The following is a 12088-nucleotide window of genomic DNA, read 5'->3' as shown; positions in this document are numbered from 1 at the left end:
CGGACCGGGCCCACCCGCCGAGCCCGCCGAGCCCTGCGCCGGACCGTCCCCCGGGCCAGGACCGGCCGGCCCCGGACCCGGTCCCGCCGAGCCCTGCGCCGGGACGTCCGCCGGGGCCGGTCCCGCCGGGACGTCCGCCGGGGCCGGGCCCGGTGCCTGCGCGCCCGGGCCCCGTTCCAGCAGCTCCGCCGTCACGAACGCGACCACCGCGCACACCACGATCAGCGGCATCTGGTCGTGCGCGTCACGGCCCAGCAGCAGCACCGCCAGGACCGTGCTGGTGACCGGCAGCCGGGTCACCACCGCGGTCGCCGCCGCCAGGCCCAGCGCGAGCCCCGGGGTCACCCCCAGCCCCGGCAGGCCCGACGCCGCCACCCCCGCCGCCGCGCCCAGCATCACCGCCGGGAAGATCGGCCCGCCGCGCATGCTGCCGAGACACAGCCCCCACGCGAGCCCCTTGCACAGCACCAGCGCGAGCAGCGCGCCCACCGGCCAGCTGCCCGGATCGGCGGCCAGTTCCGCGATCGCCGCCTGGCCCGAGAGCGCCGCCTCCTCCGGGGACCGGCCCGTCATCAGCCCGTACGCGGCCAGCAGCCCCCCGACGCCCGCCGCGCAGAGGACCGTCCGCACCGCCGTGCGCCGGGCGGTCCAGGCCGCTGTCACCCGTCCGATCCGGTGCATGCCCGTGACGACGACGGCGATCAGCACCGCCAGCGGGACGCCCCACAGGAAGTCGCCCGCGTCCGGCGCGGCCGGCGGCGGCACGTCCGGCAGGGAGAGCGCCCCGACCGACAGGCCCGTCCAGTCGCCGAAGCCGGTGAACACCAGGGCGCCGACCCCGCTGGCCAGCAGGCAGGGGAGGATCAGCACCACCAGCCGGGGGCCCGCGAGCCCCGCGGCCTCCAGTACCAGCACCGCCGCGACCACCGGTCCGCCGAGGATCGTGGAGATCGCGGCCGTCGACCCGGTGGTGCCGACGACCAGGGCGGCCCGCGGGTCCGCGGCCCGGCGCGCGGGCCGCAGGGCGAGCAGGGCCAGCCCGCTGCCGACCGCCATCAGCGGCGCCTCGGGGCCGAGGACCACACCCAGCGGCAGCGTCGCCAGCGCCGCGAACGCCACCCCCGGCAGGTCGCGCGGCCCCAGCATCGGCCCGCCCAGCCCGTTCACCGGGATGTGCCCGCCGTGCCCCGGCGCCCGGGTCACCACGGGCGCCAGCAGCAGTCCGGCGAGCAGCAGCGCGGGCAGCGGCCACCACCAGGGGGCCTCGTCGTAGCCCGCCGCCTCGGGCAGGGACTCCCACACCCAGTGCTGGAGCTCGTGCTGGAGGCTGACGAAGAAGAAGCAGGCCAGCGCGATGGGGACGCCCATCAGGGCGGAGAGCGCCAGCAGCCGGGCGTAGCCGGGGCTGCGCAGCAGCTCCCGCAGGCCGGTCGCCTCCGCCATGGGTCCTCCCGCGCTCGGCGTCCCCCGCAGGGGTGCCCGGCGGCTCGGGGACCGCCGGGCACCCTTCAGTCAACGCCCGCCGCCCGTCCCGCTGCCCGGTGTGCTGCGCGGACCGGGTGAACGGCGGCGGGCCGCACCGGGCCGGGACGCCCCCGGGCCAGGCCGCACCCGGCCCGGCGCCCTCCGTCCCGACGCTCCCGGACCGAAACGGGCTCCCCCCCGGGACGCCCCCTGGGGAACACGCCCGGACCCAGACGGGCCCGCCCCGGGAGACCCTGTTCGGACACGCCCGGACCCAGACGGGCCCACCCCGGGACACCCCGTTCGGACGCTCCCGGACCCAGACGGGCTCCCCCCGGGACACCCCGTTCGGACGCGCCCGGATGGCGCACCGGCGGGCCCGCGCCGGACGCTCGAACCTCCCGCGCCCACCCGGTGCGCGCATCCGGAAGGAGCGCTCGATGACCCAGGAAACGCCCCCGGTCGGCGCCAGGCCGCCCGTCCCCGATCCCGACAGCGACTGGGTGACCGGCGGAGTCGTGTTCGCCGGTGTGCTGATGCTGTGCGGCGGGGTCCTCGCCGTCCTCCAGGGCATCGCGGGGATCGCCGAGGACGACTGGTACACCCGGGTCGGCGACTACGTGTACCGCATCAGCCTCAGCGGCTGGGGCTGGATCCACCTGGTCGTCGGCGTGCTGGTGGCCGTCACCGGCGCGGGTGTCCTCAAGGGCGCGGAATGGGCCCGGCTCACCGGCATCCTGCTCGCCTCGCTCTCCCTGATCACCCAGTTCCTGTTCCTGCCCTACTCGCCGGTCTGGGCCGTGATCATGATCGCGATCGACGTCTTCGTGATCTGGGCGCTCGCCGCCTACCGCCCCACGACCACCGCCTGACCCACCCGGCTCGCCCTACGACCACCGCCGGACCCGGCCCGGCCCGCCCCCGCGCGTTTCCCGGGCGCCCGGTTCGGTCCGAAGGGCTGCGGTCCGAGCCCCTGCCGGGGGAGTATGGGGGTACCCGTCATCCCGGCGAGAGGGCGCGAGCGGCCGGGCGCGCCCCGAGCCGTGACAGCGGAAGGAGCCACGGTGGGCAGCGCTGACGTGTTCCGTGCGGGTCTCGCCGACGACGGCAGCCTCGCCGACGACGGCGGCGCGGACCTCGCCCTGTCCCCGCCCGGCGGGCTGATGGAACTCCTCGGCGTCGCCGCCGTGGTCGTGGACGCCGAGGGCCGGATCGTCCTGTGGAGCCCGCAGGCGGAGGAACTCCTCGGCTGGACCACCGAGGAGGCCCTCGGCCGGTACGCCGCCCAACTGCTCGTCGCCGACGAGCACCTGCACCTGGTGCTGAACCTCTTCCGCCGGGTCATGGAGAGCGGCGAGGGCTGGGAGGGCGTTTTCCGGGTCCGCCACAAGGACGGCTCCACCCGCCTCCTGGAGTGGCGGAACATGCGCCTCCAGGACGACCTCGGCGGCTACTACGCCCTCGGCCTGGCCACCGACCGGGCCACCCTGCACCGCGTCGAGCGCGACCTCGCCCTCTCGGTCCGGCTCGTCGACCAGTCGCCCATCGGCCTCGCGGTCCTCGACACCGACCTGCGGTACGTGTCCGTGAACCCCGCCCTGGAGCGGCTCGGCCGCCTGCCCGCCGGTGAACTCCTCGGCCGGGGCATCCACGAGACCCTGCACTTCGGCGACGCCGACCGCCTGGAGGCCGCCATGCGCAGCGTCCTCGCGACCGGGGAGCCGCTGGTGGACCGCCATGTGCTCGGGCCGCTGCCGCCGGAGGCGGGGGAGCGGGCCTGGTCGCTCTCCCTGTACCGGCTGGACGACCCCGGCGGCCGGGTCATCGGCGTCGCCGTCTCCGTCGTGGACGTCACCGACCGGCACCGGGCGGCGACCGAGGCGGAGCGGGCACGCCACCGCCTCGCCCTGGTCGCCGACGCGTCCATGCGCATCGGCACCACCCTCGACCTGGAGCAGACCGCCCGCGAACTGGCCGATGTCGCCGTGCCCGACCTCGCCGACGTGGCCGCCGTGGACGTGCTGGACAGGATCCTCGCCGACCCCGGCGCGGGCCCCGACCGGGATCGCGACGAGGGCGACGGGGACGTCCTCATCCGGGCGCTCGCCGTCACCGCCGCGTACCCCACGGTGGCCGTCGAGGCGGCCGACCGGCCCGGGGAACTCGCCCGCTACGGTGCCGGACGCCTGGTCACCCGGTGTGTGCGGACCGCGCAGCCGGTGCGGATCGATGTGCTGGGCCCCGGCGACCTCCGCGACATCGCCCGCGACGACCGGGCGGCCGAACTCCTCGCCCGGGCCGGGGTCCACTCCTACCTCGCCGTCCCGCTGATCGCGCGCGGCGAGGTCCTGGGCGCGCTCGACCTCAAACGGACCCGCAACCAGGAGCCGTTCAGCGAGGACGACGTGCTGCTGGCGACCGAGTTCGCCTCCCGTGCCGCGGTCTGCATCGACAACGCGCGCTGGTACCGGCAGCAGCGGGAGACCGCGCTCCTCCTCCAGCGCAGCATGCTGCCCGAGATGCCCCGGCACCTGGTCGGCCTGGAGGCCGCCTCCCGGTACCAGCCGGCCCGCGCCGGGAGCGAGATCGGCGGCGACTGGTTCGACGTCGTCCCCATGGACCGCGAGCGCACCGCCCTGGTCGTGGGGGACGTGATGGGCAGCGGGATCAACGCGGCCACCGCGATGGGCCGGCTGCGCACCGCCACCCAGACCCTGACCCGCCTCGGCCTCGACCCGGCCGTGGTGCTGCGCCATCTCGACGAGATCACCGCCGGTCTCGACCCGTACATCGCGACCTGCATCTACGCCGTCTACGACCCGCACCGGGCCCAGGTCTGCATCGCCAACGCCGGGCATCTGCCGCCGGTCCTGGTGCGGCGGGGCGGCACCCCGAGGCTGCTGGACCTGCCGCCGGGCGCGCCGCTGGGCGTCGGCGCGGTCGGCGGGACGGGACTGCGCAGCATCACCGTCGGCATCGACCCCGGGGATGTGCTGGTCCTCTACACGGACGGGCTCGTGGAGACCCGCGACCAGGACATCGACACCCGGCTCGGCACCCTGACCGGGCTGCTGCACACGGCGGACGCGACACTGGGGGAGACGTGCGACCGGCTGCTGAGGGCCCTGCGACGGCCCGACACCCCCGACGACGTCGCCCTGCTGATCGCCCGCGCGACCGGCTGACGGCCTGTCAGTATCTGTTCGGTCGGCCGGAGGTCTGTCGGGAGCCGTTCCGGTGGCCGCCCGGATGCCGGGAGACGATCGGCCCGGGGCCGGCCCCGGGCGCGCCGGCCGGACCGGCCTTCGGCTCAGCCCCCCGCGGCCTCCTCCTCCAGCCGCCGCAGGCGCTCCACGTCGCAGGTGCGCGGGCAGGTCGCGCACGCCTCCAGCGGGCGGACCGTGTAGTGCAGACAGCAGCCCAGCCGGGTGCGCGTGGGATGGCGGGCGCCGCCGCGCCCGGTCAGCGTCCGGAAGTCCGCGCCGCCGGGGAACGGCCCCACCGGGCCCGGGAGGAGTGCGCCCGCGGCGCCCACCGCGGCCTCCTCCTCGCCCAGCATCCGCCCGAGGTACCAGACCCCGGACACCAGGTCGTCGCCGACCATGCCCCACAGCGCCCGCGGCCCCCGGCGCAGCCGCGGCCCGAGCGCCCCGAGCAGCGGGCGCGCCAGCCGGGCGGCCGTCTCGCGCACCTCCGCCCGCAGCGCGTCCTCGTCCGGGACCGTCTGCACCCCGGGCAGCCCCGCGGCCGGGTCACCGGGCAGGCAGGTGAACGCCCCCGGCACCACCTGCCAGGCGCCGGAGGAGAGATGGACCCGCACCTCGTCGGCGCGCAGCCTCGGAACCCGGCGCTCCAGGTACCAGGGCCCGCTGACGAGCAGGCAGACGGACCACAGCCAGCCGTGCAGGATGCGGGTCGCGGCCACATCCGGCCGGGGGCCGACCCCGTAGCGCTCGCGGATGCCCTCGGCCTCCGCGTCCAGCAGCGCCTCCAGCAGCGGCGGCCGCAGGACCAGTTCGGCGCCGTCCGCCCAGCCCTGGCCGGCGGGCGCGGCCGGTTCGGCGACGGTGAGGTCGAGCGCCGGGCAGAGCGCGCCGAGGCGGCGGTAGGCCGAGGCGAGCAGGGCAGAGCAGCTCGCGGCGGGTCGGACGGTCGCCGACGCCGGGGCCGGGGTCACGGGAACTCCTTGGGACGTGCAGGGCCGGTCGGGGTCCGCGGGCCGGGGGCGGGTAGCGCGGGCACGGCAGCGCGGCACACGCCCGGCGGCGGTCGCCGCCGGGTCGAAGGAAGGCTCACCTTACTCGCTCCCGGCTGTGGTCCGTGTGAACCGGGGTGCAGGTGTGGCGAGTTGGTGCTTTTAGGCTTGCCTAACCTAAGCTCACCCGTCATGACCTGGAACGGACCCGTGTCAGGGGGCCGTCCGGCGCCCTGCGCGGAGCCGTGCGCCGCGCCGGGCACGGCGCCGTCGCGGAAACGGAACCCCATGCAGCTCTCCCTGCTCGCCCTCAACCCCACCGACTCCGTCACCGAGGGCTTCCTCCCCGCCGCCCGCCGGCTCGGCCTCGATGTCACCGTGCTGACCGACCAGCCGGACGCGCACCTCGCCGCCTGCCCGGGAACGCGTGTACTGCCGTGCGAGGTGCGGGACTTCCGGGCCGTCATCAGCCGGCTGAGCGCCGGACCCGCGCCGGACGCGGTCTTCACCAACAGCGACCACCTCCAGGTGCAGGCCGCCCTCACCGCCGACTGGTTCGGCCTGCCCGGCAAGGACTGGCGCGCCGCCCTGCGCACCAAGGACAAGGCCCAGATGCGCCGCGCCCTGGCCGCCGCCGGGCTCGACGCCGTCCGCGCCGCCGAAGTGCCGCCCGGCCGGGACCCGGCCGGGCTCCTCGCCGCCGAACCGGACTGGCCGTTCCCGTGCGTGGTCAAACCCCGCGAGGGCGTGGCCAGCGAGGACGTGGTGCTGGCCGGGGACGCCGGGGAACTCGCCGCCCTCTGCGCCGGTATACGGGACCGCCGGCCCGGTCGGACGCTGGTCGTGGAGGAGTACCTGCCCGGTGAGCTGTGCACCCTGGAGACCCTGGGCGACGGGCGGCGGCGCCATGTGCTCGGCGGCTTCCGCACCCGGCTCTCCCCGCCGCCGCACTTCATCGAGGAGAGCCTGACCTGGGTCCCCGCCCACCCCGAGCCGGTCGTCGCGCAGGTCCTCGCCCAGCTCGACGCCCTGGGCGTGGGGTTCGGGGCGTGCCACACCGAGTTCACCGTGCACGAGGGGCGCGCCCGGCTGGTGGAGGTCAACTACCGGGCCATCGGCGACCGCTGCGACCTCCTCCTCGCCGAACTGCTGGGCATCCCCCTGTTCGAGCTGATCCTCGCCCCGTACCTCGGCCGCCCGCTGCCCGACCCACTCGGCCTCCGCACCGGCCGGGCCGCACGCCTGGACTACCCCGTCGCCGAACGGGACGGCACCCTCACCGCCGCGCCCGGCCCTCTCGAACAGGCCATCGGGGACGTGCATCTGACGTACCGTCCGCTGCGCGCCCAGGGCAGCTACCACGAGGTGCGGCGCACCAACCGGGACTTCCTCGGTGTGGTCCGCGCCACCGGCGACGACCAGAGCGCCGTGGACCGGGCCGTGGAGGGCTTCCTCGCCGCGCAGCACTGGGAGATCACCCCGTGAGCGCGGACCCGGGCCCCGGGGGCGCCGACCCCGCCGGGGCCCTGCTGCTGCGCGTCCTCGGCGCCCTGCTGCGCGAGGACGTCGCCGGGCTGCGCAGCCGGAGCACGGTCCACCGGGCCGCCGACGGCCACTGGCTCCGGGTCGCCGAGGGCCCCGGGGCCCTGCTGCTGCCGGTGCGCGAGGACGGCTTCCAGAGCCGCTGGACCGCCCGGCTGCCGCTCCTCCGCCGCGAGGCCGACGGCACCGACCTGACCGGCGCCGACGAGATCCTCGCCGCGCTCGCCGCCCTGGCCGACCCCGCCGACCGGCCCGGCTACCTCGCCTACGCCGCCGAATGCCGCGAAGCCCTGGACGCGACCCTGCTGCACCGGGCCACCGGGGCGGAGACCGCGACCGCCCTGAGCGAGCGGTACGGCCCCGACCCCGCCGACTGGACCGGCCCCGCCGCGTCCCTCGCCTTCGACACCCTGGCCGCCCGCACCGACCACCCCGTCTACCCCACCTCCCGCGCCCGCGCCGGACTCGGCCCCGCCGAACTGCGCGCCCACGCACCCGAGTTCCACCCCTCCTTCGGGCTGCGGCTGCTCGCCCTCCCGGCCGGGACCGTCACCACCGCAGGCGGGGACACGCCGTGGCCCTGGCCCGCGACCCCCTCCGCGACCGGGCTGCCCGCGCGGCTGGACGCCACCCACACCGTGCTGCCCGTCCACCCCCTCACCGCCGCCGGGCCCCTCCGGGAAGCCCTCGCGGACCTCGGCCTCGGCGGCCGGGCGCACCTCGCGGACGGCACCTGGGGCCCGGTCGTGCCCACCCTGTCGATGCGGACCGTCTCCCTCGCCGCCGACCCCCGCGTCCACCTCAAACTGCCCCTCGCCACCGCCACCCTCGGCCGGCTCAACCGGCGCACCGTCAAACCCGGCACCCTGCGCGACGGGACGGCCGGGCAGCGACTGCTGGAGACCGTCCTCGCCCGTGAACCCCGCTTCCGGGACACCGTCCTGCTCGCCGACGAGACCCGCTGGGCCCACGCCGGCCACCCCCTCCTCGCCGTCCTCGCCCGCACCCTGCCGGCTCTGCCCGCCACCGCCGTGACCGTCCCCCTGGCCGCCCTCCTCGCCCCCGCCCCCGGCGGACGTCCGGTGATCGACCACCTCGCCGACCGCCACCACGGTGGCGACCCCCTCGCCCTCCTCGACGCCCTGCTCACCCTGCTGCTCGACTGGCAGACGACCCTCTTCGGCTACGGGATCGCCCTGGAGTCCCACCAGCAGAACGTCTCCCTGGTCCTGGACCCCGAAGGCCCCCACCCGCTGCGCCTGCTGTTCAAGGACAACGACGGCCCGCGCGTCAACACCGCCCGGCTGCGCGACCGCCTCGGCGACGCGGCCGAGGAGGCCACCGGACCCGGCTTCGACGACCCCCGGATCACCGGCACCTCCGACGCCCCGGTGGCCGACCTGTTCACCACCGTCACCGTCCATCTCTGCGCGGGCGCCTACGCCTTCGGCCTCGCCCGGGCGGGACGCGCGCCCCTCGGCGCCCTTCTCGGCCTCGTCCGCGACCGGCTCCGCGAGGCCGTCTCCCGGCTCGGCGAGGGACACGGCGGCGAGGTGCTGCGCGCCCGCGTCCTGGACGCCCCGCACCTGCCCGTCAAGGCGATGGTCACCGCCGGCACCCTGCTCACCAAGGCCCGCTCGGGCGCGAGCGACATCAACAAGCACTACACCACCGGCCCCAACTACCTGAACCACCACCGGAACCCCTCGTCGCGAGAGGCATGACCGACGATGCCCAGCACCACTCCCGGCCCCCTGCGCGCCCGGCCCCGCCCGCCCCTGCCCACCGGCGCCCGCACCCCGGCCCGCCCGCCGGGTGCGCCCGCCTCGCCCCGGACGGCCACCCCCACCGCGCCCCCCACCGCGGACGACGCCGTCGCCCACACCCTGGTCAACTGCCTCCTCCGGGAGGTCTCCGGACCCGACGGACAGGCCGCCACCGGCGTTGGACACCTGCTGCTGCGCCTGCCCCGCCGCGGGGTCCGGCTCCGGATCGCCCTGCGCCGCACCTCCCTGATCGGCGCCCACCGCTTCACCGGCCCGGTCCAGGAGGAACGGCACGGCTCCTGGACGCCCATCGGCTGGCGCCGCCTCGCCGACCACGTCCACGCCGAACTCACCCTGCGCAGCGGCCTCGCCAACGAGGAGTTCACCGGCCAGGTCGCCGCCGGGCACCGGGCCGTCGCCACCGCCCTCGCCGCGCCCCGCCGCACCCACGGCAGCGGACGCCTCGCCGCCTACCTCGCCTCCGAGCAGTCCCTCCCGCTCGGCCACCGCTTCCACCCCACCCCCAAGGCGCACGGCGCCGACCCCGCCGCCTGGGCCGCCTACGCCCCCGAGTCCGGCGCCGCGTTCCCCCTGCGCCTGCTCGCCGTGCGCGAGGAACTGACCGCCGAGGAGTGCGCCGACCCCGGCGCCGCCGCCCCCCTCGACCGCCTCGGCGAGGCCCCGCCCGGCTACCGCCTGCTGCCCGCCCACCCCTGGCAGTACGCCATGCTGCGCACCCGGCCCGCCCTCGCCGGGGCGCTCGCCCGCGGCGACGTCCTCGACCTGGGCACCGGCCGCCGCCGCTTCGTGCCCACCGCCTCCGTGCGCACCCTCTACGACGGCGACACCTTCCTCAAGTTCAGCCTGGACGTCCGCATCACCAACTGCCTCCGCAAGAACGCCCACTACGAACTCAGCGGCGCCGTCGCCCTCAGCCGTCTGCTGCGCCCCGCCCTCGCCGACCTCGCGGTCCGCTTCCCGGGCGCGGCCGTCCTGCGCGAGCCCGCCTACCGCTCCGCCGCCGTCCCCGGCCCCGGCGGACGCCCCGACCGGGAACTCCTCGAAGGGCTCGGCGTCATCGTCCGCGACGGCCTCGACCCCCACCTCCCCGACGGCGGCACCGCCCTGCTCGCCGCCGCCGTCGCCGACGAGTACCCCACCGGCCCCCACCATGTCTCCCGGCTGCTCGCCGGCCGCCCGCCGGCCGCCGCCCTCGACTGGTGGCGCCGCTATCTGGACCTCCTCGTCCCGCCCGTCCTCGCCGCCTACTTCGACCACGGCGTCGTCCTCGAACCGCACCTCCAGAACGTCCTGGTGGTCACCGGGCCCGACGGGCTGCCCGAGCGGGTCCTCTTCCGCGACCTGGAGGGCACCAAGCTCCTCCCCGGCCCGCACGCCGCCGCCCTCGCGGCCCTGCCCGCCGAGGTCGCCGGACCGCTCACCTACGACCCGGCGCGGGGCTGGCGGCGCGTCGCCTACTGCCTCCTCGTCAACCACATCGCCGAACTCCTCGCCGCCGTCGCCGATCTGCACCCCCACACCGAGCACGAGCTGTGGCAGGAGGTCCGCCGGGTCCTCACCGCGTACGCGGCCGGGCACGGCACCCCGCCCGCACTCGGGGCCCTGCTCGCCGGGGCGCCGCTGCCCGCCAAGACCAACCTGCTCACCCGCTGGGGCCGGGGCCCCGACCGGGAGGCCGGCTATGTCGACCTGCCGTCCCCCCTCGCCCCCGGAGCCGCCCGGTGACCCCGCCCCCCGACGCCACCCGCCCCAGTGGCGACCCGGCGCGCCCCGTGCCCCCGGCCGCCGTCCGCGACCACGCCCTGACCCTCGGCGCCGCCGCCCTGCCTGCCTACCTCTACGACCTCGGGGCCCTGGACGCCCACGCGGCCCGCGTCCGGGCCGCCCTGCCCGAGCGCGTCGAGCTGTACTACGCGGCCAAGGCCAACCCGGAACCGGAACTCCTGCGCACGCTCGCCCCGCACACCGACGGCTACGAGGTCGCCTCGGCCGGCGAACTCGCCCATGTCGCCAAGGCCGTGCCCGGCCGCCCCCTCGCCTTCGGCGGCCCCGGCAAGACCCCCGCCGAACTGGCCGCCGCGCTCGCCGCCGGGGTCCACCGCGTCCATGTGGAGAGCCTCACCGAACTGCGCACCCTGGCTCATCTCACCGAGTCCGGCGCGCCCGGCCGCACAGCGGAGGTCCTGCTCCGCTTCAACCTGCCCCTGGACGCCGGGGCCTTTGCGACCGGCGCCCTCGCCATGGGCGGCGGACCCACCCCGTTCGGCATCGACCCCGCCGAGGCCGACCAGGCCCTCGCCCTGCTGGCCCGCTCACCCGGCCTCCGGCTGCGGGGCGTCCACGCCCACCTGGTCAGCGGCCCCGCCGCCCCCGAACTCCTGCGCGTCGCCCACTCCGTCGTCACCTGGGCCGAGGAGCTGGCCGCCCGGCACGGCACCGCCCTGCACGAGGTCAACACCGGCGGCGGCATGGCCGTCGACTACACCCGCCCCGGGACCCTCTTCGACTGGGACGCCTACGGGCAGGGCCTCGCCCGCCTCCTCGCCGACCGCCCCGGACTGCGACTGCGCGTCGAACCGGGACGCGCCCTGACCGCCTACTGCGGCTGGTACGCCACCGAGGTCCTGGACGTCAAGCACAGCCACGGCGAGGACTTCGCCGTCCTGCGCGGCGGCACCCACCATCTGCGCACCCCGGCCACCAAGGGGCACGACCAGCCCTGCGCCGTGCTCCCGGTCGACCACTGGCCCCACCCGTGGCCCCGGCCCGCCGCCCGCAGTGGCCGCGTCACCCTCACCGGGCAGCTCTGCACCCCCAAGGACGTCCTCGCCCGCCGGGTGCCCCTGCCGGGCCTGCGGGCGGGGGACCGGGTGCTGTTCGCCCTCGCGGGCGCGTACGCCTGGAACATCTCCCACCACGACTTCCTGATGCACCCGCACCCCGGCGTCCACTTCCTGCGCCCGGCTCCCGGTCCGGGCCGGGAGCCGGGCCCGGACCGGGCGGACGCATGAGCCGCCGGACCGCCCGTACCGGCGGTCCGGCGGCCCCGCACGCCGCGCCCCCGGCCCACGAACCAGATCGGAAGAGCGTCGGGGTGGGG

The 12088-nt window shown here is 77.1% G+C and carries 7 protein-coding genes and 1 pseudogene; 6 read left to right on the top strand and 2 right to left on the bottom strand.

Annotated elements, in window-relative coordinates; all coding sequences use genetic code 11:
• Positions 1 to 171 precede the first annotated feature (171 nt).
• Positions 172 to 1443: pseudogene (locus ABZ457_RS24015) on the bottom strand (chloride channel protein); the annotation flags it as partial.
• A 461-nt stretch (positions 1444 to 1904) separates the two neighbouring features.
• Here ABZ457_RS24015 and ABZ457_RS24010 point away from each other — a divergent pair.
• Both ABZ457_RS24010 and ABZ457_RS24005 read left to right on the top strand, forming a co-directional pair.
• Positions 1905 to 2336, top strand: coding sequence for a hypothetical protein (locus tag ABZ457_RS24010; RefSeq protein WP_359160695.1), 432 nt, complete (start codon positions 1905 to 1907; stop codon positions 2334 to 2336).
• 270 nt (positions 2337 to 2606) lie between these two features.
• Positions 2607 to 4649, top strand: coding sequence for a SpoIIE family protein phosphatase (locus tag ABZ457_RS24005; RefSeq protein ID WP_359160801.1), 2043 nt, complete (start codon positions 2607 to 2609; stop codon positions 4647 to 4649).
• A gap of 125 nt (positions 4650 to 4774) precedes the next feature.
• Here ABZ457_RS24005 and ABZ457_RS24000 read toward each other — a convergent pair whose 3' ends face one another.
• The gene (locus ABZ457_RS24000; RefSeq protein ID WP_359160692.1) at positions 4775 to 5641 is read right to left on the bottom strand and encodes a (2Fe-2S)-binding protein; all 867 of its coding nucleotides are present in this window, start codon (positions 5639 to 5641) and stop codon (positions 4775 to 4777) included.
• Between the two features lie 306 nt (positions 5642 to 5947).
• Here ABZ457_RS24000 and ABZ457_RS23995 point away from each other — a divergent pair, with 306 nt between their 5' ends.
• The 4 genes from ABZ457_RS23995 to ABZ457_RS23980 are packed head-to-tail and all read left to right on the top strand — an operon-like array spanning position 5948 to position 11999.
• Positions 5948 to 7144, top strand: a complete 1197-nt coding sequence (locus ABZ457_RS23995; protein ID WP_359160689.1) for a siderophore biosynthesis protein — start codon at positions 5948 to 5950, stop codon at positions 7142 to 7144.
• A complete protein-coding gene (locus ABZ457_RS23990) occupies positions 7141 to 8925 on the top strand; it encodes an IucA/IucC family protein (RefSeq protein ID WP_359160686.1) in 1785 nt (594 codons plus the stop codon). Before ABZ457_RS23995 ends, ABZ457_RS23990 begins: the two co-directional genes overlap by 4 nt.
• Before the next feature lie 6 nt (positions 8926 to 8931).
• Complete coding sequence (locus ABZ457_RS23985; protein ID WP_359160683.1) at positions 8932 to 10713, top strand: IucA/IucC family protein; 1782 nt, start codon at positions 8932 to 8934, stop codon at positions 10711 to 10713.
• A 47-nt stretch (positions 10714 to 10760) separates the two neighbouring features.
• A complete protein-coding gene (locus tag ABZ457_RS23980) occupies positions 10761 to 11999 on the top strand; it encodes a type III PLP-dependent enzyme (protein ID WP_359160799.1) in 1239 nt (412 codons plus the stop codon).
• Positions 12000 to 12088 lie beyond the last annotated feature (89 nt).

The organism is Streptomyces sp. NPDC005805 (assembly GCF_040630445.1).
In the GTDB taxonomy this organism is placed as follows: Bacteria; Actinomycetota; Actinomycetes; order Streptomycetales; family Streptomycetaceae; genus Streptomyces.
The sequence above is the reverse complement of the archived record's forward strand: the minus strand, read 5'-3'. Positions and strand labels throughout refer to the sequence as shown.

Excerpts from the sequence above, each read along its gene's own strand:
- ABZ457_RS24010 (WP_359160695.1), top strand. The coding sequence starts at position 1,905 with ATGACCCAGGAAACGCCCCCGGTCGGCGCCAGGCCGCCCGTCCCCGAT.
- ABZ457_RS23995 (WP_359160689.1), top strand. The coding sequence starts at position 5,948 with ATGCAGCTCTCCCTGCTCGCCCTCAACCCCACCGACTCCGTCACCGAG.
- ABZ457_RS23985 (WP_359160683.1), top strand. The coding sequence starts at position 8,932 with ATGCCCAGCACCACTCCCGGCCCCCTGCGCGCCCGGCCCCGCCCGCCC.